Genomic DNA, 23,707 nt, shown 5'->3' with positions numbered 1-23,707 from the left:
ATGATTGAAACTGGACTAGGGATAACTTTTGATGAAAATAGCAATGAATTTTTGTACCCTGCAGGTACTTTTGGCCCATCTCGTGCCGAACAACGTTATTTGAAGGATATTCTTCACAGCATGGCGAATCATGATTCCAAAGGGCCAGATATTGTCTACTCCATTGCGATGGATGTCGGGTTAGTAAAAGATCAAGCTGATTTAGTAAATCGTGAGTTGCTTTTTGGAATAGTTGCTTATGCGGCTGGTTCAATCGGTGACGAACCAATTAAAAGTCAAGGACACATCCATGCTTCTTCAAAAACTTGTCAAATGTCGACACCCGAGGTTTATGAAATCTGGTCTGGCGAAGGAATCATTTATATGCAGGAGAATGGCTCCAAAGATCCTGGGCGTTGCTATGCGGTTCAAGCAAAAGCTGGAGAAGTTGTCATCGTTCCACCAGGTTGGGCACATTGTACAATCAATGCATCAAGAACCGAACGTTTAGTGTTTGGTGCATGGTGCGTGAGGGATTATGGTTTTGAGTATAAAGCGATTAGAGCTCACAATGGATTAGCTTTCTATCCAAAATTCACAGTTCAAGGTAAGTTGATTTGGATACCGAACACAAGCTATCAGACTAAGCAATTAATAGAAAAAAACGCACGTCAGTATTCAGAATTTGCAATTGAAGAAAACGTTCCTATTTATCAACAATATGAACAAGAAAATACAAAATTTGATTTTGTTGTTCGACCAGATTTATGGAAAGAAGAATGGCTAGATTTTGTGCCATAATCAGCGGTAGAAAGGAGATCGTAATGATAGAAAAGAGTTCTGTCAGATATGATAGTAGCCGGATTAAATTAGAAGGCTACGGTCTTCAAGAAAAGGAAACGAAAGCAAAAGATTTAGCTAACTACTTTTTTGATGCTACTGCTTATCAAGCATTAGATCCAGAAACAGTCATCTATCGGGTGGAATACCAAGACAATGGGTTGGCAGAAGGAACACCAGGTGGACTCTATTTTGGAATCACACATTTAAATCCAGGAGTAATTGGGACAGAATACTTTCTGACAAAAGGACATTTCCACGCAACAAGAGATACCGGCGAATACTATTTCGGCTTGCAAGGACGAGGAATATTAATGCTCGTAGAAAATGAAATAACTCGTATGGAAAAAGTAATGCCTGGTTCTGTTCATTATATTCCTGGAAATACAGCTCATCGTTTAATTAATACAGGAGAAGAGATATTGTCAGTTTCTGCTTGCTGGCAATCTGTATCCGGACATGATTATAGATCACCAGACAAAATGTTTCCTTTGAGAATCTTTCGAGATCCTTTAGGACAACCAGTTGTTAAATCTGGTTAGTGTTAGACATGATTCACTGTTTGCAAAAAAATGATTTAACAGATAACAGTGATAGTTTCTAAATGGTTTGTTCGCTAGTCTAATTAGGGAAACTTTGGGCAGATTCCTATGAGACAGGATTAAAAAAGACAGCCAAGAGACGAGTTGCACTTCCGGCAATGCATTCTTAATACTACTTTTTTTACGCACGAAAGAATTACACTCGAAGTGGTCAGGCGACCGAATTCGAAACTGGGCTATGGAGTTTAATCAATTAATGATCAATGAGGCCTGCTCCTCTAGAATTTAAAAATATGTGATTTATTTTCCATAACAACGCTAGGTTTGTTCAACTATGTGTCCAATCAAAATCCATCTGATTTCAAAAATTGCTAAGAAAACTTTGGTTGTTAAAGATTCTGGCTTTTTTTAGTCATAATTGAAGGGTATTATTTTCTCTTTGTGTCCATACGTTCGCAAACGAATCATTGCTCATAAAACCCAACTTTGTGAGGTACTCGGATGTTTTGATGGCAGGGGTCAGAAACTTAAAAGTTTTTGATCCTTTTTTTATTGCTCATTTCATAGCTTCTCCAGTAGCTCAATTAATTAGATCAGAAAGATTTTTTAGAGGTCAACAGCGTATACTATTTTGTCCAGATTCTTAGGCTTGAATTAGTTTTACTTTAAGTAGGACATTGAAGTTATGCAAATAAAAAAGACTGTATGAACAGCTATTAGCTATTGATCATGCTGTCTTTTTTTGATTAGCGAAAGTCAGGAAGCAGAGCTTGAAAAACTTAAAATGGACATGTATGTGAATAGTGGCTAAGGTGATGAATCCGTAGACTCAGCGGCTTTCAAACGAATGTCGCAAATAGAACAAAGTCTATCGAAAAGGCATGATGAGCAATCATAAGGCGTTCCTATATGTAAACCTTTATCCGGAGATGAATAATGAAATTACGGTGAGTGAAGCCTGAGAAGCAGAATCCGAGCGAAGGAAAGTTGTAGGAATCGACTAGTATTAATTGAAGCTTTCTTTCTCAGTGAGAATATAAAAAGCTCACTTACAAAAATAATTGTAGATGAGCTTTCTTTTTTATTCCTCGTTTGGAATTTTATCGATAGATAGAAGCTACAACTTAGAAAACGATTGACCGATATCAAGTAAAGCGATGTTCTTATAATATATATGCTTTGTCTACAGCTCTATATATCGATTGTTTGTAGAATGTTACATTGAAAAAAACAAATTTCATTTTTTGCTCAATAATTTATGGGACTGATAGATCAGCTTGGTAGTGAATCTAGCTGGAATTAAACAGCTTATTAATGAACAATTACTGGACAAATCAGAGGATAATTTGTCAGTTATTCTACTACCACGCTCAAAGAATAAAGACTAATAATAAAGATATCCAGCTTTGTCAACCATTCAAATCGTCTAAATTGACATTAAGAGTAATTGAAGTGAAGAGATTATCTATATATTCATGTGTGATAATAAGATAATTTCTTTCGTGACAATCTCTTAGAATGTAATCAATCAAGCTGTCAATCGTTGACCTATCTAAATTTCTGAATGGTTCATCAAGGATAACAAGAGAAGAGTTTTTTAATAAAGCACGAAGTAAATTAATTTTTTGCTTTTCTCCTCCAGATAAAAGAATTGATTCTTCATGTAAGTCAGTATCCATATTAATTTCAAGCTTTTCCATCATTTCCTTCAGTCGGAAAACCGAAGAAATCTTTTTAAATCTTGGGGACTCTGATTCTAATTTCGTTACTAATAAATTATCTAACAAGCTACCTTTAACTATATATGGTGTCTGCGTTGCGATTGAGCAACATTCTCTAATCGAACTTGAAGCTATATCTTTTATATTGATTGAATTAATAAAAATATTACCCTCGTAATTATCAATTTCTTTCAGTATTAACTTAATAAGAGTAGTCTTTCCAGAGCCATTTTTTCCTTTTAAAATTACAATGTCTTGTAAAGCAATATCAAACGAATAAGCTTTCAAGCCTTCTTTTCCTGTGAAATTTTTCTTTACACGTTCAAAATTAATCGTCTCAATGGCTCTGATAGAAAGTTTTTCACCGCGGCTCTCTTGAAAATCGTAATACTCCTGATATCTCTTAAAAGATACTAGAAAATCCTGATACTTCCAGACAATAGTAATCAAAAGCTGCCATAATTGAGGAACAATACTAGAATAGGCAAAAACTAGAGCAAATTGAGCTAAAGAAATAGTTTGATTTGCTAATAAAATAACGGCTAATAAGAAGATACCACTGATCCAAATTTGAAATATAATATTAGAAAATGCTCCACCGATAGTGGTAATTAAAAGCTGCCGCTTTAACGTCGTGAATAGTTTTTTTAGCTTTGAATTAAAGCGAAAAATAGACGTACTTTCTAAATTATAAAGTTTAATTAATTCTAACTGAGAAAAATGTTCGTTAACTTGCCCAATGATTGTTTGGTTAGTGCTTTTAAATTCAGTCATAGCAATTCTTAAATGGGGGTTGAAACACCTTATTTGAAATAATAGTAATACCATCATGACCAGAGACAGGATAGTGAAGTAGATACTGATCATACTGATGATTGTGATAGTAAAGAACAATAACAAAGATAAGATTGGAAGTTCAACCACAAAAATAAAAAAAATATTAGTGATAGTTGTAATGTCAGAAAACATTCTATGCTGTATCTCGCCCGTTAATTTATTCTCAGAGAAATCAACTGTTTGCTTCTGAATGAGTTCCATGAAGTCAAGTTTCATTTCAAAATCGATTTTATAAGCGTATAAGGTTTTATAATATGAGTAAACCTCCGATAACCCCATCAAAATTATTTGTGAAAATAGAATTAATAACACGCGAAATGCATTAGCAGACAGCTCATCCTCCATATATAATTCAATTACATCACTAAAGAGATATGGGAAAACAAGGGATAGCAAAGAAGAAACTAAAAACACAATGAGAAACAATAAAACTTTCCTTTTTTCCCAGTAATGGTTAAATAGTTTCATCATTTGGTTCCATTCATCACTTTTTATCACAAGAGGCTCCTTTTAACATGTAGATACATTTTTGCAAACATAAAAACTGAAATGATCCCTTCCATAATCATTAATAATGAAAACAAATTCTCTGATTGATAGATAAATAAAAAATATATTTCTGCTAATAAAAAAGCACAGCCCATTACCACAGAAGGAAAGACTAATTTTTTCGAAAATCTTATCATTTCCCGTTGTGCTAAATCCCAATTCCTTTGATTTTTCATAGACTCTTTTGTTCTAAACCCCACATATTTATTTATCTTTTTCTCAGGGGTCATTTTGGAGATCCAAAGAAAAGCTAATGAATTAAAAAATGAAATCATACCATATATACCATCCTATAGAGAGAATTCCCATTCACCTCATTTTTTAAATAGGCTTCTTTCACGAAACTAGCCTCACTTAAAACATCAAGCAAATGTGTTTCCGTTTCCTCTTCTAAGTTTAACACAATTTTAGTAATCTCATGTATTGTGAATGTATTAAGATTCGCAATTACGGTTCCTAAGAAATCTGATGCCACGGACTTATCTAAACAAGTCAAATAGTTAATAAAACTGGCGGAACTATTTTTTAACGGTCTTGTTATTATTGACAATAATCCTCTTATCTCACTATTTTTCTTGAGAAAAAAAAATTCACTAGAAAAAGAAAATAGGTGAAACCTAATGGATAATTCTAGCTCGTCATCGTTACAGGGACGATGAAAAACATCGTCGTGAAAAATTTCTGCCTGTTCCTTTGAAGAAAGAATAAAGTCAACAATTTCTTGATAATTTTCTTCGTTGATAGTTTCCACTGTATAACCATTTCCGATTTTATATATGCTATTCATGATTAAACTCTCGCCTCCAAGGTCAATGATTTCTACTTGTTTAAAAAATCTTAGCGTTGAATAGACATCCCCTGCAATTTTCTCTCTCTCCACATCTGGATACATGTTCGACATCTCACTAATAATATCGTCAATAGATTTTTTTCCGTCACAACTTGCTAAAATATACTTCACAGTAGGATTAAAGATTTCATCTTTTAAGCCTTTTTCTGCTGAAGGAACAAGGGTCAAATATCCATCATTCTCTTCTCTAAAGTATTCAATGTTCTGCTCTAAAAGTTTAGGAATGATTTTTTTTCTATTAAATTTAACCATAATAACCTCCCTTAATAAAAATTGAGCACCTCGACTATATTTACATCTAGATGCTCTTTTACTCAAGTTTATAACTATTAATGGCTCATCGTTTTATTTAACAATACCAACTGTTTTTAAAGCAACAGCGGCTAATCCAGCTGCAGTTGCTAAAACTGCATAAGTATAAACTAGTACAGCTTGAATTCCACCAACAACAGAAGCAATTGCTGCGGCAACCATAATCGTTCTGGTATCAACTCCAGGACCTATTCCCGCAGATGCTGGTGAAATATATGTTGCGGACATTTCTGGCTTTTCAAACATTTAACACACCTCTTCTTTCTCCATAAATAAATGATCATCCTCAATGATATCAACACAGATATCTTCATCTAACCACTTTATATGCCCATTTTTAAGCTCTTTGGCCATATCTTTAACCGATGAAACTTCTTTGCTTATTTCTTGAACAATCTTTAAACTGAAACTCTTGTATGCTCCATTTTTCCAATATTCACTTAACGGATACTTTCTGATGTTTCCAATTTCAACAGGTAAGTACGGTGAAGCCACAATTCCACCGTCAGCTTTTATAGTTATAAAATTTGAGTATTCCTTTAAGATGGTTCGATGTCTAATAATGTGATCAATAGGATCTCCCCAATCTATTCTATTTTTGTTTTTGGGATCTCTTTTAATCAGATTAATATCCTTCACAACTTGACGATACATTTCTTCTGTAGGAATTATATCCAAATTGCTTAATCCTCTTCCGCTTAACATAAAAGGTTGAATTCTTAATTGGGAAACTTCTAAATCCTTTATTATTTTAAACACATCTGGAACTTGATTATAATTAAAGTTCGTTGGACAAAAAGCAACATCAATATCCGATGTTAGTCGACGAAAAAGCTTAATCGCATTAATCGCTTTTTTGAAGCTTCCTTTGTACACTCTCAACCTTTCATGGGTTGCAGAGTCTTTTCCATCGAGACTAACTTGAAATCTATTAACCCCAGATTCATAAAGTTCCCTTGCAACATTCGCAGTGACATAAGAACCATTGGTAACAATTGCAACATAGGGAACTCCCGCTTCTCTCAATAATTTAGCAGATTTACATATTAAATTTTTTCTTATTAAGGGTTCCCCTCCACAAAAACATACATTATAAGGCTTCATTTGGGCAATATCTTCCATAAAGGATAATACTTCTTCATCAGAAAGTTCATCATTGATAAAACAATTTTCTGCGCCACTCGCATTGTAGCAATGCTTACACCGAAAATTGCACCTGTAAGTGACATCAAAAGAAATCTGACTTGGCCCTACTGCAATTTTTCCTAAATCAGTTTTATTTTCCATGCAATCACCTCAATTCAAAGTTATTAAATTATATTTCGATGGTTTCAATATAAGCTTACCTGGTTAGAACCCTTACAAAAAGGAACTATATGTTACTTTCTAGCCAGCATCTTAGGAATTGCTTGAAAAAAAGCAAAAAAACGGAACAAATAGTTACTTTTTGCATATTTTATAAGCATTTTGTTTGTTTTATAATAAAAATACAGTTAGTTTCATTTTCAATTCAAAAATATTTTGACAGTCTAATTGAGGAGTGTGTTGCCGTTGTATCTTGCAAAATGGATTAAAACTAAACGTGTTGAAGTTCGCTGCTCACAAAACAATTTAGCAGATTACTTACACATTACTAGAGAGGCCATATCTCGTTGGGAAAGAAATGAAACTTATCCCGATATCGTCACATTAGGAAGATTATTTATATATTTTGAGTGCGATGCTGAAGAGATTTATCAGGTCATGGTAAAAATAGCAACTGATCCTCTTAGCGATTGGGATTAGAATCACATAAACTTCTAAAGTCTCATACTAAAAAAATACCAAAACTCATCATCTAATATTGTTTGTGTGATAAAGCTTAAGTATTGATTTCCAAAGTCTAACTTAAACTCAGACAATTATCCTAACTTGACTGCTGTGCTTATTTTTGAATATAGTGAACTAAAATGTAAATTATATAATTGTTTTACGAAAATGCTCTAAAATATTGGAAAAGAGATCACCTTGCATAAAATTAGCAAGATGATCTCTTTTATTTTGTGAGTTATTACCAAGAAAATTTTAGGAGGTACTACACTAGAAAATCAGCTTGCTATTATTGCATGCTGATTTTGTAATCCGAATAATACTTCCTAAATTGCTCCTAAAAGAACTAACTCATGTATGTCAAAGAAGATGATAAATTTTAAAACTATTCTTTGATAGGGGGCAGATACTTGATTAGTTTTTGACACACATGATTAAATTCGCTGTCACTTTTATTTTTTGATGGCAAAAATTTTAAGATTTAAATGGCAAAAAAAACTTCTCTCCAGAGCTAGTTAAAGAGACACTTCTATTTTCGCTGTTTGAAACAATGAAATTTTCCCTCACACATAAATTGAAGAATGCTTTACCTAAATTTCCTCCCAAATGAAATGTTTTTTCTGTCCAATCTAAACAAGGTTTAATAAAAATTCCTGGTTGTGTTTTTATTTTGTTAATTTCAATACCAATAGATTCAAAGTAGTTATTCCCTTTACTAGTCAACATCAGATTATCGCCATCGAATCTTATACACTCATTATGAAGTAAATAGTTGAAGAAAGATACGCCTAACTTACCGGCTAAATGTTTATAGCAAGAGCGTCCGAGTTTCAGTTTTTGATACGCACTATTTTCATTAAATGATTGGACTTTTTTAATAGGACTTATATTCATAAGATGTTCTAATATATTTGCAACTTCTTCCGAACATAAACGGTAGTACACGTTTTTCCCCTGCTTATAAGAGGACACCCAATTTAAATCGCACATAATTTTTAAATGATAAGTAGCCGTATGACTTTTTATCTTTGCCTTTTTTGCTAGCGCACTTACCGTATGAAATTTCCCATCCATTAAAGTCGTTAGAATTTCTAATCGGGATGGATCTGCTAAAGCTTTAGTTATTACTTGTAAGTCTGGATACCCATTCATCATTTTCTTCATTCCTTAATATATCGATAATTATCGAGGTATATTTAAATTATACTATAGTTAGAGGTGAGGAAAATGTTTAAAAGAATAGAAAAAGAAAGTTTTTACTATGGATTTCCTGTAGTACTTATGACAACAAAAGATACCAAAAGTGACAAAGATAATATTACTGTTATAAGTTCTACATGGACTTTAGGAAGAACAATTGTCGTGGGCTTAGGATTAAAAAATAAGGGATTCTTAAATTTAAAAGTTGGAAACGAAGCAACATTTAATATAGCCGATGCAAGTGTTTGGGAAAAAATTGAACAGATTGCAAAGACAACTGGAAATGAAAATATTCCTGAATACAAGAAAAAAGCCGGATATACCTATAGTCCGGATAAATTCAAATTGGGTGGATTTACAAAAGCTCGTGGAATAGATGTATCCTGTGTAAGAATAAAAGAATGCCCCATTCAAATCGAAACTATCATTACAGAAATAACTGTTAGAGCAGATTTTGCAATTGTAGAATGTGAAATAAAAGGAATTTTTGTGGACGAGAAAATATTACATGATGATTCTCATATAGACGTAAATAAGTGGTTTCCTTTGATTTATAAATTTAGAGAGTATTCATCAACAAATGAGTCATTAGGAGTAAACTTTCGATTTCAAGAATACAAAAAATAATTTAAATTTGAGTGTCCAGAAAATCTTAATTAAATTGGCATATGATGGCGATAAAGCTTATAAAGAAAGCTATGATCTAATTACAATAAGAGAAGCAAGTGGACAAAATGAAATCTGGCAAGCTGATCATACCTTGCTAGATATTCATTTACTTGATGAAAAAGGAACTATTAATCGTCCTTGGTTAACCATCATATTAGATGAATACAGTCGTGCTGTTGCTGGATATTATTTAAGTTTTACTCCTCCTTGCGCAATAAATACTGCTTTGACCTTACACCAAGCCGTTTGGTCAAAAAAAGATCCCTTGTGGCCGATTTGTGGAATCCCAGAAAAGTTTTATACGGATCACGGAAGTGATTTTACTTCCAAATTTATGGAGCAAGTTGCGATCGATTTAAGGATCAACCTTATTTTTTCAACCGTTGGAGTTCCTAGAGGAAGAGGGAAAGTTGAACGCTTTTTTCAAACAATTAACCAAATGTTTTTAGAAAACTTACCTGGCTATATAGGAAATACAGATGGTGAAGAGTTATTAACAATTCATGACTTTAAAGAGAAACTACATTGTTTTCTGATTAAGGAGTACAACCAAACGCCCCACTCCTCTATTAAAAAGCACCCGCAAAAAAGTGGAATGATCACCTATTTTTACCTAATATGCCTCAGAGTTTAGAAGAACTCGATTTATTGTTATTAGCGATTCCAAAATCTAGAAAAGTCCATTCAGATGGCATTCATTTTCAAGGATTTCGCTACACAAATCCTAACTTGGCTGCTTTTGTAGGAGAATCCGTTTTAATTCGTTATACCCCAAATGATTTAGCTGAAATCAGAGTTTTTTACAAAAACCAATTTCTTTGCACGGCGATTTCTCCAGATCTATCAACTTATGAAATTAGTATGCCAGATCTTATTACCGCTAGAAATAAACGAAAGAGACTATTAAAACAAAAATTGAATGCTCCGAGTACCATAGATTTCTTAATTGAAGGTAAAAGGACGGAAGAAAGTATTAAGCCTCCTAAAAAATCAACTTTAAAGAGGTATTATAATGAATAAACAATTTATCGAAACAAAAGAATATAAACGATTCGCAGAATTTTGTGACGCATGCATCAAATACAAATATATTGGGATTTGTTATGGACCCCTAGTGTATGGAAAACGCTCTCTTCCAGATATTATTGTAATTGTGACAATATAGAACAACAAATTGCTTATTGTCGTTCAGGTGATATTGGAAAAGATGCGACAGATGAAATACTAACGGCTAACAAACTATTTTATACAGCTCCAGCAGAAAAGATGACTCGTGTCAGCTCAGATATCCATACACTAGCAACCAGAATCAATCTAGTTAGAACAATGCATTTAGTTCATAAGTACAATCAAAAAGAAATCTATGTTTCAAACTCTTATGAAGGAATTAATCTCATTATTGTCGATGAAATTGATCGCTTAATATTACAACACTTAGAGCAATTGAGAGATATTTATGATAAGAATGAGTTAGCATTGGTTCTTATTGGTATGCCTAGCATTGAAAAAAGATTGTCTCGTTATCCGCAATTATACTCTCGCATAGGATTTGCCCATGAATTTGATAACCTTAGTAAAGACGAAACACACAATATTTTGGAATATAATTGGGCAGATTTAGTGATAGATATAAAATTAGAGGATTTTACTGACTATGAAGCAATCACAACAATCATTAAGATTACGAAAGGAAACTTTCGTCTTATTCATCGTTTATTTGCGCAAATTGATCGTATTTTGAGAATCAATCAACTAGATCAAATTACTGTAGAAGTAGTTGAAGCAGCGAGAGATAGTTTAGTAATCGGAATATAAAAAAACTCTCCTAATGTGGAGAGTATCTGCCATATATCGATTAAAGTTTTTGCCATTTAAAAATAAAAATGACAACTTTTAAACATCTCAAGAATTTCTTCATGCTCACGATTAGTAACTAATAAAAGTTCCTAATTCTTTTCTGATCAATTCGGGAATAAGCTTTTCCGATAAACATTTTCTTTTTAATTTCGATTTCCTTTTTTAGTAAAATATTGTCGCATTTAGCTATATATAAGTCATGGAATTGATATTGCAATTCATTGTATTTTGTATGCAATAGCAACTCCTTCGGAAATAAGTCGTAATACTCAAAAATTTGAAAAGCAATTTCCTTTTATTCCTCCTTATTCTCGGAGTTTAACACTTCAGTCCCAGCCTCGAAAGAACAGAAACTGTTTGGGGCTATCTTTATTTAAGCAACACCATTTTCTTTGCTTAGTTTATTACAAAAAACAGTCACGACGACTAAGTGTCTGCAACTGTTTTTTGTCTAATGCATAGAACTTGTCATTTATTGGGATTTCTGAAAATAAATAGCGAGGGAGAATATTCCGTTTTCGAACGTTGCTTGAGTAGCGCCCCCTTGCTTTTCAGCAATTGCTTTAACTATATAGAGGCCTAGACCTGTTTGTCCGTCTCGACGACTTTGGTCAATTGTGTAAGAACGGTCAAAAATTTTAGAGAGTTCTGCGGAACTAATAGATTGTCCATCGTTTTTAGCTTCCAGAACTAACGAACGTTCATTTTCCTGAATACTGATCTCAAAAAAATTATGGGAATAGCGTAATGCGTTCTGAATAATATTCAAAATTATTCTTTCTGTGGCTTTCTTATCTGCAAGTATCGTTTTTTCGAAATTATCTTCTTTAATTTTGACATTAATCTCTTTTTTCTCGAAATCAGCTTGAAAAGTAAGAATAGTTTCTACAACTAATTCTCCTAAAGAAAAGGTTTCGAAGCACAAGACTGTATCTCCAGATTCCAATTGTGAGATTTCATAAAAGGTATTGACAGTCCTCAATAGAGTATCTGTCTTTTTTTGTATAATTTTTAAATATTCGTTTCTTTCTGATGAACTTAGTTGTGGATCTAGTAAAAGCTCAGAAAATCCCTTTATAGAAGTAAGTGGTGTACGAATGTCATGAGAGACATTCGTAATTTCTTGCCTAAATTCGATATTTTGGCGGATGGTATGTTGCTCCTCTTTCTTAAACAAAGAAATCAAGTGATTCACATTGGCTACAAATGAATTGAGCTCTTTACCGGGCAGGTTATTTCTTAGCTGCTCATTTGTTCCAAATTGATTGATGATTTTCTGTAGTTGCCGATTCATTTTTCGCAAATTCCATTGCCGCAAAATAAGGATGATAGCGAGTGATAGGCATATCAGAAGCAAGATAAGAATAGTAAGCTGCAAATGAGCTCCCCCAGACTAAAGATTTTTTTTGTTGTAGATGGTGATGCCGATGCTGAGACTGATTAAGATAACAATAGTTCCAATTAACCAATTTTCTGTAGTGATGCTTGCACTTTTTGCAAGAAACTGTTCTGTATTTTGTTTAATAAGAGCTCCAGGTAAAAAAGAACTTAGCATAGAGTGGTCGAAAATTCTTTTTTCTAAGAAACTCACTACTTCTGAAAATGCACCATTAAATAGAAGTAAAGTTAGTAATGCACTGACTACCTCATTTTCTGTTAAACACATTAATGTAAAGCCAAGAACGAATCCCCCGATAGTTAATGGAATGAGATTGAAAACAGAAATCAGAAACTGGGTTTTCCAGATAGCATCTGTAGTTAAAAGTAGCTCTCCACCTAAAAGAGTAATCAGTATACCACTTGAACAAAGCAATAAAAACTCGGTCAATGTCAGTACCAGTTTGGTGAAAAAGATTCGGTTTCTTGAAATCCCAAATGCGACGCTTTGCTTTACCATATTAATATCTGATCCTAATAACTGTCGGCTAACTAAGAAACCAATTAACAAAATCAGTGGGAACACAGACAATACATTTAAGTATAAAAAACGATTCGTCCCATAGGGAAAATGACCATCTGCTTGAAGGGACAAGTAGAGAGCTAGAATAGCTGCTATAACAAGGCCAAGACTTATGCTAATTGTTAAATACAATTCTTTTTTTCTAATCAATCGAAACTGTTCACTTTTTAGATAGTTCATTATGCCACATCCTTTTTACTGAAACTTCGGTACCCTAGAATTAGAAATAATAGTAGAAAGAAAACACCGATCAAGAAAACTTGTAGTTCAAACTTGGAAGAGTCAAGAGCTTTTTCAAGTAAATTAGCAGGAAAGTAATTGGCTAAAATTTGTTTTTTGAAAAAAAGATTATCAAGTAGTCGAACAATATCACTGGACATGATATATACACCGAATACGCCAAGGACAGTCATGATGCCGTTGACGCGAATGACATTCAACCAGTGACTTAGTGCGAGGCTGCTTATTATTAATGGCAGCATATTAATAATTTTGATGTAACTTGTTTCAAAAGCAGGCGTATCATCTGAAAAAAAATAGTAAGAAAATAGACTACTAGTGGCTACTAAAAGCAAGAGAGTCAATAATAAAAAGCCTAGGGAAAAGAAAAATTTCGTTGCATAAATTTTTTTTTTCGAGATACCAAAAGAAATCGATTGCTTTAAAATGTCCAAGTTTCTTCCGTTCAAAATACTACTTGTAAGGATGGCTAATATGAAACTAGTGAAGGTGAAGATAGAAAGCATGAACATCGTATAATCAGCACTAGAATATTTTTGTATTGAGTTTACAAAATTAAGACTAATCAAAATACAGGATATAATCAATAGGATAAATAGTATATATAAGGCTTTAATACGGATCGTACGATAGAATTCGCTGCGGAAGTAATTCATTTCAACTCCTCCTGTCCAATCAATTCTAAGAAATAGTTTTCCAAGCTGACTTCTGCAATTTGAAATTCGTAAATACTTAGCTGATGATTGTTCAAGAGTGAATTAATAGCAGCACTATCTTCTATGTGATTATATAAGAATAACCAATCACCAGGTAATACTTGGTAATCGATATCAGAAAAAGCTACTTCTAGAAGTTGCGCAGCCTTGCTGACTTGGTCCAAGTGGATTCGTAACTGCTGTTTACTCTTTTGGTGCAAAGCATCCGCATTTAGATCTTCGACGATTTCGCCATGATTTACAAAAACGAATCTTGTTGCTACTAGCTTTAGCTCACTAAGAATATGACTTGAGATCAAAATAGTGATATGCCGTTCTTGATTCAATGTTATCAACAATTGCCGAATTTCATTGATTCCTTGTGCATCTAAGCCATTTGTTGGTTCATCTAAGACTAAACAATCAGGACTAGAGAGCAGACAAAGTGCTAAACCTAGTCGTTGCTTCATCCCCATTGAATATTCTTTGAATTTTTTCTTAGGTTGATCAGCTAACCCGACAATTTCTAAAACTTCATTGATCCTTTCTTTGCTAGGGACACCGCGTTGAATTCGAAAATACTCCAGATTCTGTTTAGCAGTAAAGTCCATGAAAAACTGAGGTTCCTCGATCATAAAGCCAAATTTTTTTCGTGCATCTAATAAATCTTTATCAGTCATGCCAAATAATTGTAATTCTCCAGTTGTCGGTTGAATTTGTCCTGAAAGCATTTTGAAAAAAGTAGATTTTCCTGCCCCATTTTTGCCGATAAATGCACATATCTCTCCAGATTGAAGTACAAAGTCTAAATGTTTCACTGCTATTTCATTTTTGTATTCTTTCTTTAAACCATGTGTTCGAATAATTTCACTCATTTCTTCAGCTCCTTAAAGTTTATGATGATAGGGTTGATTCATTTGATACTCTTACTTTATCGCAGCTTTCATTAATAAGCTTTAAGGGAAATATAAAGACTAAATCAACATAAAACCGATTCCCCAAACAGTTTTTATATATTCTTCTTCGGTGACGACACTTATTTTTTTTCGAATATTCGATATATGGACACTGATGGTATTATCATCCCCATAGTATGTACCATGCCATACTTTTTCATAGATAGTTTTTTTAGAAAGAGCGCGAGATGGATTATCTATAAGTAAAGATAAAATATCAAATTCTGCGTTTGTTAAATTTAAAGTGGTTGTTTCTAGTTTGGCAATGCGCTGATTATCATCTAGCGATAAGTTACGCCATTTTTTTCATGAGGTTTAATAGAAGTAGGTACTTTTCTAAGCTGCACATCTATCCGGGCAATGACTTCCTCTTGGTTAAAGGGCTTGGTGATGTAATCGTCAGCTCCTGACCGCAATAAATCGATCTTTGTATCTACCCCGTTCATAGCTGAGATTATAATAACTGGAAGCGTAAAATTGTCACGTATAAATTGTAAAACCTCTTTACCATTTATTCCGGGAAGCATCAAGTCTAGTAATACTAAATCGAAGGTTTGCTGTTGAAGTAAAAGGATTCCTTCTGATCCCGAATAAGCAGAAAGGTGGATCAATCCATGTTTTGTAAGCAAAGCTTGGAATAATTTATTGATCTCTTGATCGTCTTCAATAATTAATATTTTTTTTGTCATAATATCCTCCTAGCCGACTTTATTATATATCTTAATTATCTCATCTGTTTATGATGGTATGACTATGAATTAGCAAAAAAAGAAAGATGATATAGATAGTTAACGATACTCCTCTGCTGAATCATGTCTGCGATACAATTATTTTTGAAAGAAACTATTGTTGCCGTGAACGTATTCTATGAGTGAGTAATAACTGATAATTTTAGAAGCAGTTTCTGTTTAAAAAATTTTTCATTAACGAAATGGATGATTCGATACTTGAGTATCTTGATCGAATGAATGTAACTTTGAAAAAAGCGGTATACCTTAGTTGACTTTTAAATCATTGATCATTGGTAACTGATTGGTATAAAGGCTTTAGTGAGACTCTGATGACTCCTCTCGTACTAAGCAGTTTTTGACATTTCTACAGAATCTAAAAGTCAACTTAAAAGCAATGGGTAAGGGAGAAATCAGAGAAAAGGCTTTCTCTTTTTATTGAAAATAATATCATAGTTTAAAAAAATGAGTCAGGAAAAATAGTAGGATGAAACAAATGAATAAGTAAACCACTACAAATAATAGGGTCGAAAATAGGTTCGTAACAAATAAAGCCAACCAAAATGAAGGATTTGATGCGTCCTGCAAAGTTAGATTTTTTGCTCTCTCTTATGGGGCATTTCAAGCTTTGGGAGCTCTTATACACATCATTTAATTCAACAGTCATAAGTTCCTTGTACCTGATATTGTTCTAAATCAGTACGCTTTTGTTCAGTGATTGTGCACATGATGTGGATAAGTACGTCCTTAATAAATTATCCAAGAAATGACTTCCAATGGATCTTGTAAAAGAATTCTTGTTTTTGAACAAGCGCTAAAGCTTTCTGGAAAATCAGTTGAAGAGTCATAATTGTTCCAAATGGTTTCTTGAAGAAGGTTTTATCAGCACAAACCTTTTACATTTCTTCAAGTTTATTGAGTCATGTTTTGGTATCATTACCGATGAACGGCTGAAATATATCCAGGTGTTACAAATAAAGAAACCAAGGAGCTTCATATGAAGTTCCTTGGTTTCTGTGGAAAGTGAATGAGAGGATCAAACGTGATATGCTTTCTGTCTCTTCCATTAGAAACTATAAGTTTACTCTTAAACAAGTTTTCTCTTACAGAGAGCAAAGATGTTAGTTTTTCGATTATTTAGAGGTACATCCAAACTGATTACAAAAATGATTTCTTGAAGTGCTGAGTGTGGCTGACTTTTCACCACCTTTTGAACAAGATAATCTAGCGTCGCTTCCGATTGATTCGTTCGAAAGCGACGCCCGCGTTTGTCGTCTAGGTTTTATTTTCCGTTAATCCCTTCAGTTGCCTCCCGTTAGTTTTGCAGATTACTGCCATGCTTTTTTTGTAAGACATAAGAGTAAATAATAGGGGGAACGATCATTAGAACAACGATTAGCAATACCACCATAAGAATTTCAATGGTGCTAGTTACAATAAAAGCACTTAGAATGAGAATCACACCGCTGATGATCCAAAGCCAGCCGGCTAAGCGATTGACCTTATTCCAGTTATCGGCATTTTTCAAAGTCCATGGCGTACGGATGCCTATGGTGAAATTTTGATGGGTCTTAGGAATATAGTTACCGATTAATAGTAAGATGAAGCCAATTGTAACAAGCGGCACGATGTTGCCTATATGTGTTCCTGTATTTTGTAATATGGAATACACAGTAATAAGGATGGAGGCTGCCGGTATGGTCCATTCCTTAATAATCTGCATGGCGACAGAAATATTTTTTCGATTTGGATCAGTTCTCATCTTTACTAGAGCAAACAAGTGGATAAGGGCAAGTACGGCAGGAACGACAAATACAGCTACAGCTTTAGGGGCATACCAATTTGCCGCACCCTCGGCGTTGTACTGCATACCCATTTGCTCAGGAAGTTGATGATATACGAGCAGATAGAGCACGATTGGCAGTAAAGTGATCGCAGTGGACAAAAAGATGGATCCTTTATTTTTCATGGTCATTGAAGGTTATGTCTCCTTTCTGAAATTGTGTCAGCCAAAGCAGCGCTTCTTCGAATACTGATGCGTTCAGTTCGTAGTAAATGAAATTTTTGTGTCTGGTTTCAAAAATAAGCCCTGCCTTTTTTAGTTGTGACAAGTGATAAGAGATGGTAGCTCCTGTCATATCAAAATGCTTGCCGATTTCTCCCGCTGACATACGCCCGCTTTTTAGTATCACAAGGATCTCACGTCTAACGGGATCGGATAAAGCTTTAAAAGTCTCAGCGAAACTCAAAGGGCATCACCGCCTCCTTAGAAAAAGTAATTTAGAAATATTTCTAAATAGATCATACTACTCTGTTTAAGGATTGACAAGAACTATTTAGAAAATATTCGAAATAGATATTATTTGATCCTTTCTCTTGTTATATCGTCGCTCAGATATTACTTGCTATATACGGTGTATAAATTTTTCTTTAGGAAATCCTATTGGTCTATAGGGGGGTGACAAAAAAACAGATGAACCAGCTTTTTAGCTGACCATCTGTTCTTTGACGTATTCTGCATACAATGGATGAGTGGCAATCAAATCTGTATGTCGGCCGTTTCCGGTAACGGCGCCTTTTTCGATGAAATAGATTTGATCTGCATCAACGATGGTAGATAAGCGATGGGCGATCACGAGGGTAGTACGGCCTTCCATCAAATGGTCGAGGGCCCGTTGGACTTTTTCTTCCGATTGGGAATCAAGACTGGCAGTTGCTTCATCTAACATCAATATTTTCGGATTACGTAGAAAGGCACGAGCGATGGCAATCCGTTGTTTTTGTCCGCCAGATAGTTTTACCCCGCGCTCACCAATCTCTGTTTCTAATTGGTCTGGAAAATCTCGGACGAATTGATCGGCGTAAGCAAGGGAAAGACCCTGCCATAGCTCATCTTCCGATAACGTGCGATCTAGTCCATATTGGAGGTTGTCACGAATACTACCTGCAAAGACGGCACTATCTTGTGAAACGTAACCAATCTGTGAGCGCCAAGCTTGAAGGTCTAATGACTGGATCGGTTTTCCACCAATTGTGATCATGCCGCTGTCTGGTTGATAAAAGCGCTCCAATAAGGCGAAGATCGTTGACTTGCCGCCGCCGCTTGGACCGGCAAAGGCGATTACTGTATTCGGTTTGGCTTCAAAAGAAACATCCTTGAGAATCGTCCGTTCTTCGTTGTAACTGAAGGTGATATGTTCTGCTTTTAATACCTGGCCTTCTACATTGACTGTTTCTGTTGCGGTGAAAGATTCGCTTGGGGTATCAAGTATTTCTTGAATACGCTCGGTTGCCCCCATGGCTTTTTGCACTTGTGAAAAGAACATAGCAAAAGTCGTGACGGGAGCAATGATGTTGAAAAGATACAACAAAAAGGCAACCAAAGCACCGCTGGTTAATGTGCCAGCTTGGACTCTAACGGCTCCGTAGCCTAGGATCCCGACAAATAGTCCGAGCATCGCGGTCATCATGATCGGCTGTAGAACGGCTTCCACTTTGGCATCTTTGACGCCTAACGAGAAAATATTAGTAATCAAGCGTCGCCCGCTTTCTTGCTCGCTTTTTTCCCCGTTGCTGGCTTTGATCAGCCGAATCTCGGCTAGTTTTTCACTAGCATCTGCATTGAAATTTGCGGTTGCCGCTTGCAATTGCCGTCCTAGTTTAGACATGATTTTTCCAATCGGCAACATGATCAATGCGATTAGGGGAACCGCACTAAACATCAGCGCTGCCATCTTCCAATCCATCCAGAACAGGATCACCATTGATCCGACCAATTGTATGGCACCTGTGACAAAATTTGGAAATTGGGAGGTCACAAGATCTTTGATGACGGAAGTATCATTGACAAGTCTCGAACTGCTTTCTCCTGATTTGTGTGAATCGAAATAACCGACAGGTAAATGCAATAGGTGAGTCCAAAGTCTTTCTCGCAATGTTTTGACGGCACTTTCTCCTACGTATCGTAAAAGAAAGCCGCCGATCGTTCCTAATCCAAGTTGTAATGCAAATGCGACGATCAAAACGATGACCATATTGGAACTAAAAGTTGGGGTGCCACTAGTATCGACCAATTTTTTTGTTAATTGCGGAACAATCAAACTGGCACCACTTGTTAACAAGCTGAGAAACAAACCCAATGCAAAAAGCGATTTTTTGGGATTGACATTCGTGATTAATTGGATGAAATTTTTTAATTTAAAACTTGTTGCAGGGGTTGGTTGATTTTGGTGAATTTGACTTTCTTCTTGCATGGTTGTCCTCCTCTTCTAACGAGTACCTTCATAAACGTTAGAAGTTCATTTCCTTGTTTTTTACTAGAAATCTTTCCATTCATCGTTAGGGTGTTCCGAGTCAGAACCTTTTGGTTTTTGCTTGCGGGGATCAAAGGAATCATTATTGAAAAAATCACCTTGCCATGGATGGTGAAAATCGTTTCTTCCACCTCGACCAAATGGTGGGAAGCCAGGCATACCGTGATGACCTCTAAAAGGCATTTGCCGCATCGCATCTTTCATCTCTTTTTTCATTTGGCGCCGTTCTTCATTGCTCATGGATTGCCAATCCCCACCCCAGTGATCCATCATGCTTTCCCGGAGATGTTGCATGGCTTGCAAGCGATCCATTGGGTCAACGAAGCGCTCGGTTTGTTGCTGGAAATCAGCTTCCCAACCGGCAGCGATTTTTTGCAAATAGTCGCTGAAGAGTTGTTGCTCTTCTTCTGTTAAACCAGCAAAAAAGATTTCACTGCTCGCTTCTTCTTTATTGGTACTTAGCTTTTCAGCTTTGCTGCGTCCGGCGTCAGTTAAATAAATCCGTTTGATCCGTTTGTCTGCTTCGTCTTCTTTTCTTTCAATATCACCTGAATTTTCCATCTTCTTCAATAATTCTGCTAACGAACTAGGTCTTAAATCAAGCACTTCTGCCAAATAGTTTTGCACTAATCCATCTTCTAGCTTTAGGATCGCCAACACCCGTTGTTGACCGGAAAGACGTTGTTTCCGTTGGCTTAAAAAAGCATTTCCTGCCTCACTGATGAATCGTAATTGCTTCATCAGCTGATCTGTTAAGTGACTCATAACGCATTCCTCATTTCTTTTTTTATAAAGTTCGGTACCTAACTTTATTTCGGATTTATTATAGTTCGGTACCGAACGTTTGTCAACCCATAGATCTGATTTAAGAAAAAATAACCAGCCGCATCTCGTTCAAAGGAGGATCTAACACAAGATGAATCGCCATTTTTAAAGGGAAAATTTCCTCAAAAAGAGCGCCAAGAAAATGAGAAAGATGCACTTATGTGGGAAATTTCAGGAAATATCACTTGGTGGTGAAGAAGGGTTAGCTGTCGTCGTTCATTTGTTTTTATTTTTATATATTGACAAAACGAAAGTAAATGATAATATAAGAGTGCAAATAAAAATGTAAAGGAGCAAGTAAATGATTGAATTAAAAGAATTAGCCAATATGGTAGATCATACGTTATTGAGAGCGGATGCTACCAAAGAAGAGTTTCAAAGACTTTGCCAAGAAGCAGATGATTATGGTTTTAAGATGGTAGCAATCAATTCTTATCCAGTATCAATCTGTCGGGAGTTTTTGAAAAACAGTAAGGTTCATGTGGGAGCGGCTATCGGTTTTCCATTAGGACAAACGACCATCGAAACGAAAGTATTTGAAGTAGAAGACGCCATCAAAAACGGGGCCGATGAAATCGACTATGTCATTAATATTGGTCAATTGAAAGATGGCAATTTGGCATATATTCGTGAAGAAATGAAAGCAATCGTAAATGCATCTCGTGAAGGCGGAATTATCAGCAAAGTTATTTTAGAAAATTGTTATTTGACAGATGATGAAAAAATGGCGGTTTGCCAGATAGCAAAGGAAGTTAAACCTGATTTTGTTAAAACGTCAACCGGATTTGGTACAGGAGGCGCAACGATTGCAGATGTTCAATTAATGAAAAAAGTGGTCGGCAACGATGTAAAAGTGAAAGCTGCTGGAGGTATTCGCGATTTGAACACTGCATTAAAAATGATTGAAGCAGGAGCGGAACGTTTAGGAACTAGTTCAGGTATCAAAATTATCGAGGAATATCAGCGAGAGGGGTAGAGAAATGACAAAAATGCGTGATCTATTGGAACCAGAATTTATTCATTTTGATTTACAAGCGACCACGAAAAATGCTGCAATTCGTGAACTTACGAACGCCTTTGTAACGAAAGGTGTGGTCAAAAATGATAGCGTTTACTTAGCGGCGGTCATGAAACGAGATGAAGAAAGTACGACAGGGATCGGTTTTGGCGTAGCGATCCCCCACGGAAAAAGTGCCGCAGTGACGAAGCCTGCGTTGGGGTTTGGTCGAAGCCAGATAGGTATTGAATACGACTCCATGGACAATAAACCAGTTCATCTCATATTTTTGATTGCTGTACCGGAAACGTCAAATGATGAACACCTGAGAATTCTTAGTCAGCTGTCTCGAAAGCTCATGCATGAGGATGTCCGCCAAAAGTTAATGACCGTCACAACTGTCGAAGAGATTTATCAGATGTTTGAATAAGGGAGGCTAAAAAAAATGAAAGTTGTGGGAATTACTTCGTGCTCAACTGGAATTGCGCACACGTATATGGCGGCAGAGAGTCTAGCCATTGCGGCCAAGAAACGTAATATTGAGATCAAAGTTGAAACACAAGGTTCGATTGGGGCAGAGAACGTTCTAACAGAACAAGAAATCGCCGCTGCAGATGTGGTTATCATTGCTGCCAGCACCTCGGTCAATAAGGAACGCTTCAATGGCAAACGCTTGTTGGAAGTAGATGTTACAGAAGCGATTGATCATCCGGATGATTTGTTGGATCGCGGAGCAAATGCCCCTGTTTACTCAACGGTAACAGAGGATAAATCAGAAGCCAAAGCGGCAAAAAGCGGTATCTATAGTCACTTGATGACAGGGGTCTCGTATATGATTCCATTTGTTGTCGCTGGTGGAATTTGTATTGCATTAGCTTTCGCATTCGGGGGAATCAACGCGGAAGGAGAACTCGCTTCAGCGATCAATGAGTTGGGCGGAATTGCGATGGGGCTGATGTGGCCAATCTTGGGTGGATATGTGGCATTCTCCATTGCGGATCGTCCAGGTCTTGTTCCCGGAATGGCTGCAGGAATGATTGCCTCATCGATGAATGCCGGATTCTTAGGGGCACTATTGGGGGGCTTTTTAGCTGGTTACACTGTTTATTGGCTGAAAAAAGTACTGAAGCTGCCAGCTGCATTCTCTGGTTTACTACCTGTTTTGATCCTTCCAGTGGTCTCAATCTTATTCGTTGGTCTAATCATGAAATTTATTGTCGGTATTCCGATTACAGCACTAAATGAAGGAATCACAAACTGGCTTAATAGCTTGTCAGGAATAAATTCTGTTTTACTTGGTCTGCTTTTAGGCGGGATGATGGCGATCGATCTGGCAGGTCCGATTGGGAAAGCCGCTTACTTCTTCGGCGTCGCTTCGTTAACCAATCTAGGAGTTGGCGAAACCAGTACAGTCATGGCAGCGGTCATGATTTCAGGAATGGTACCGCCACTAGCAATGGCACTATCATCAACGATTTTAGGGAAAAATTTATACAGTAAAGAAGAACGTGAGGCAGGTAAATCCGCCTGGGTCTTAGGCTTGTCTTTTATCTCTGAAGGAGCGATTCCTTTCGCGGCTGCTGATCCACTGCGGGTGTTGGCATCAGTGACGGTTGGTTCAGCGATTACCGGTGCGTTGTCCATGATCTTCCAATGTGGTATCGCAGTGCCTCATGGCGGATTCTTTGTGTTCCTGATTCCGGGAGCAGTAGAAAATGTTCTGTTATATATTTTAGCATTAGCAATCGGGACCATCATCAGCGGCTTTTTGGTAACCGCCGTAAAAGTATTCTCTCAAAAGAAACAAGCAGCAAAGGAGTAAGGATGA

The 23,707-nt window shown here is 35.9% G+C and carries 26 protein-coding genes; 10 read left to right on the top strand and 16 right to left on the bottom strand.

The annotated features are described in order from the left end of the window. Positions 1-780, top strand: coding sequence for a glucose-6-phosphate isomerase family protein (locus tag FE005_RS03655; RefSeq protein ID WP_138371343.1), 780 nt, complete (start codon positions 1-3; stop codon positions 778-780). Positions 781-803: 23 nt separating this feature from the next. Then, positions 804-1,361 carry a glucose-6-phosphate isomerase family protein gene (locus tag FE005_RS03650; RefSeq protein WP_138371342.1) on the top strand — a complete coding sequence of 186 codons (558 nt, stop codon included), beginning with the start codon at positions 804-806 and terminating at the stop codon, positions 1,359-1,361. A gap of 1,409 nt (positions 1,362-2,770) precedes the next feature. Here FE005_RS03650 and FE005_RS03645 read toward each other — a convergent pair. The 5 genes from FE005_RS03645 to FE005_RS03625 all read right to left on the bottom strand — a co-directional run bounded on the left by FE005_RS03645 (position 2,771) and on the right by FE005_RS03625 (position 6,917). After that, a complete protein-coding gene (locus FE005_RS03645) occupies positions 2,771-4,417 on the bottom strand; it encodes an ABC transporter ATP-binding protein (protein WP_138371341.1) in 1,647 nt (548 codons plus the stop codon). After that, entirely contained in the window at positions 4,414-4,743 is a 330-nt protein-coding gene (locus FE005_RS03640) for an SdpI family protein (RefSeq protein WP_138371340.1), read from the bottom strand. The genes FE005_RS03645 and FE005_RS03640 overlap by 4 nt, the downstream gene beginning before the upstream one ends. Further along, positions 4,740-5,570: a PqqD family peptide modification chaperone gene (locus FE005_RS03635; protein ID WP_138371339.1), complete on the bottom strand. Its 831-nt coding sequence runs from the start codon at positions 5,568-5,570 to the stop codon at positions 4,740-4,742. The genes FE005_RS03640 and FE005_RS03635 overlap by 4 nt, the downstream gene beginning before the upstream one ends. Positions 5,571-5,663: 93 nt before the next feature. After that, positions 5,664-5,876 carry a hypothetical protein gene (locus tag FE005_RS03630; RefSeq protein ID WP_138371338.1) on the bottom strand — a complete coding sequence of 71 codons (213 nt, stop codon included), beginning with the start codon at positions 5,874-5,876 and terminating at the stop codon, positions 5,664-5,666. Then, positions 5,877-6,917 carry a radical SAM/SPASM domain-containing protein gene (locus tag FE005_RS03625; RefSeq protein WP_138371337.1) on the bottom strand — a complete coding sequence of 347 codons (1,041 nt, stop codon included), beginning with the start codon at positions 6,915-6,917 and terminating at the stop codon, positions 5,877-5,879. A gap of 264 nt (positions 6,918-7,181) precedes the next feature. Between FE005_RS03625 and FE005_RS03620 the strand changes: the two genes are divergently transcribed. After that, entirely contained in the window at positions 7,182-7,415 is a 234-nt protein-coding gene (locus tag FE005_RS03620; RefSeq protein WP_175413531.1) for a helix-turn-helix transcriptional regulator, read from the top strand. 498 nt (positions 7,416-7,913) lie between these two features. On the opposite strand, the gene FE005_RS03615 is transcribed toward FE005_RS03620, so the two are convergent. Further along, positions 7,914-8,594 (bottom strand): helix-turn-helix transcriptional regulator, encoded by a 681-nt coding sequence (locus FE005_RS03615; protein ID WP_230320968.1) that lies wholly within the window; start codon positions 8,592-8,594, stop codon positions 7,914-7,916. Positions 8,595-8,666: 72 nt separating this feature from the next. Between FE005_RS03615 and FE005_RS03610 the strand changes: the two genes are divergently transcribed. The 4 genes from FE005_RS03610 to FE005_RS03600 are packed head-to-tail and all read left to right on the top strand — an operon-like array spanning position 8,667 to position 11,123. Then, positions 8,667-9,266 (top strand): flavin reductase, encoded by a 600-nt coding sequence (locus FE005_RS03610; protein ID WP_138371335.1) that lies wholly within the window; start codon positions 8,667-8,669, stop codon positions 9,264-9,266. Between the two features lie 34 nt (positions 9,267-9,300). After that, positions 9,301-9,942: a DDE-type integrase/transposase/recombinase gene (locus tag FE005_RS17185; RefSeq protein WP_349497170.1), complete on the top strand. Its 642-nt coding sequence runs from the start codon at positions 9,301-9,303 to the stop codon at positions 9,940-9,942. 14 nt (positions 9,943-9,956) lie between these two features. After that, the gene (locus tag FE005_RS17180) at positions 9,957-10,328 is read left to right on the top strand and encodes a Mu transposase C-terminal domain-containing protein (protein WP_349497169.1); all 372 of its coding nucleotides are present in this window, start codon (positions 9,957-9,959) and stop codon (positions 10,326-10,328) included. Between the two features lie 51 nt (positions 10,329-10,379). Further along, positions 10,380-11,123 carry an AAA family ATPase gene (locus FE005_RS03600; RefSeq protein ID WP_138371334.1) on the top strand — a complete coding sequence of 248 codons (744 nt, stop codon included), beginning with the start codon at positions 10,380-10,382 and terminating at the stop codon, positions 11,121-11,123. A 514-nt stretch (positions 11,124-11,637) separates the two neighbouring features. Here FE005_RS03600 and FE005_RS03595 read toward each other — a convergent pair. The 10 genes from FE005_RS03595 to FE005_RS03555 form a co-directional block, all read right to left on the bottom strand. Beyond that, positions 11,638-12,459 carry a sensor histidine kinase KdpD gene (locus FE005_RS03595; RefSeq protein ID WP_113849059.1) on the bottom strand — a complete coding sequence of 274 codons (822 nt, stop codon included), beginning with the start codon at positions 12,457-12,459 and terminating at the stop codon, positions 11,638-11,640. A 99-nt stretch (positions 12,460-12,558) separates the two neighbouring features. Next, positions 12,559-13,305, bottom strand: coding sequence for a hypothetical protein (locus FE005_RS03590; RefSeq protein ID WP_138371333.1), 747 nt, complete (start codon positions 13,303-13,305; stop codon positions 12,559-12,561). Next, positions 13,305-14,021 carry a hypothetical protein gene (locus FE005_RS03585; RefSeq protein WP_103300462.1) on the bottom strand — a complete coding sequence of 239 codons (717 nt, stop codon included), beginning with the start codon at positions 14,019-14,021 and terminating at the stop codon, positions 13,305-13,307. Before FE005_RS03585 ends, FE005_RS03590 begins: the two co-directional genes overlap by 1 nt. Then, the gene (locus tag FE005_RS03580; protein ID WP_103300461.1) at positions 14,018-14,935 is read right to left on the bottom strand and encodes an ABC transporter ATP-binding protein; all 918 of its coding nucleotides are present in this window, start codon (positions 14,933-14,935) and stop codon (positions 14,018-14,020) included. Before FE005_RS03580 ends, FE005_RS03585 begins: the two co-directional genes overlap by 4 nt. 99 nt (positions 14,936-15,034) lie before the next feature. Beyond that, positions 15,035-15,217: a winged helix-turn-helix domain-containing protein gene (locus FE005_RS17175; RefSeq protein WP_368074414.1), complete on the bottom strand. Its 183-nt coding sequence runs from the start codon at positions 15,215-15,217 to the stop codon at positions 15,035-15,037. 80 nt (positions 15,218-15,297) lie between these two features. Beyond that, the gene (locus tag FE005_RS16950; protein WP_217496823.1) at positions 15,298-15,705 is read right to left on the bottom strand and encodes a response regulator transcription factor; all 408 of its coding nucleotides are present in this window, start codon (positions 15,703-15,705) and stop codon (positions 15,298-15,300) included. A gap of 1,354 nt (positions 15,706-17,059) precedes the next feature. After that, on the bottom strand, positions 17,060-17,719 hold the full coding sequence (locus FE005_RS03570; protein WP_103300459.1) for an SdpI family protein: 660 nt from the start codon (positions 17,717-17,719) through the stop codon (positions 17,060-17,062). Then, entirely contained in the window at positions 17,703-17,993 is a 291-nt protein-coding gene (locus FE005_RS03565) for an autorepressor SdpR family transcription factor (RefSeq protein ID WP_103300458.1), read from the bottom strand. The genes FE005_RS03570 and FE005_RS03565 overlap by 17 nt, the downstream gene beginning before the upstream one ends. Positions 17,994-18,230: 237 nt before the next feature. Next, complete coding sequence (locus FE005_RS03560) at positions 18,231-19,997, bottom strand: ABC transporter ATP-binding protein (protein ID WP_138371332.1); 1,767 nt, start codon at positions 19,995-19,997, stop codon at positions 18,231-18,233. Between the two features lie 63 nt (positions 19,998-20,060). Beyond that, the gene (locus FE005_RS03555; protein WP_138371331.1) at positions 20,061-20,822 is read right to left on the bottom strand and encodes a MarR family winged helix-turn-helix transcriptional regulator; all 762 of its coding nucleotides are present in this window, start codon (positions 20,820-20,822) and stop codon (positions 20,061-20,063) included. Positions 20,823-21,183: 361 nt separating this feature from the next. On the opposite strand from FE005_RS03555, the gene deoC reads away from it, so the two are divergent. From deoC to FE005_RS03540, 3 genes are read left to right on the top strand one after another with little or no spacing between them, the layout of a single operon-like run. Then, positions 21,184-21,858, top strand: a complete 675-nt coding sequence (gene deoC, locus FE005_RS03550) for a deoxyribose-phosphate aldolase (RefSeq protein WP_138371330.1) — start codon at positions 21,184-21,186, stop codon at positions 21,856-21,858. Between the two features lie 4 nt (positions 21,859-21,862). After that, positions 21,863-22,309 carry a PTS sugar transporter subunit IIA gene (locus FE005_RS03545; protein ID WP_138371329.1) on the top strand — a complete coding sequence of 149 codons (447 nt, stop codon included), beginning with the start codon at positions 21,863-21,865 and terminating at the stop codon, positions 22,307-22,309. 15 nt (positions 22,310-22,324) lie between these two features. Then, positions 22,325-23,701, top strand: a complete 1,377-nt coding sequence (locus FE005_RS03540; RefSeq protein ID WP_138371328.1) for a PTS fructose transporter subunit IIC — start codon at positions 22,325-22,327, stop codon at positions 23,699-23,701. Positions 23,702-23,707: the final 6 nt, after the last annotated feature.

The sequence above is a fragment of the Enterococcus sp. M190262 genome, assembly GCF_005843965.1.
Lineage (GTDB): Bacteria > Bacillota > Bacilli > Lactobacillales > Enterococcaceae > Enterococcus_D > Enterococcus_D gallinarum.
Note: the sequence above shows the minus strand (reverse complement) of the source record. Positions and strands in the feature narration are given on the sequence as shown.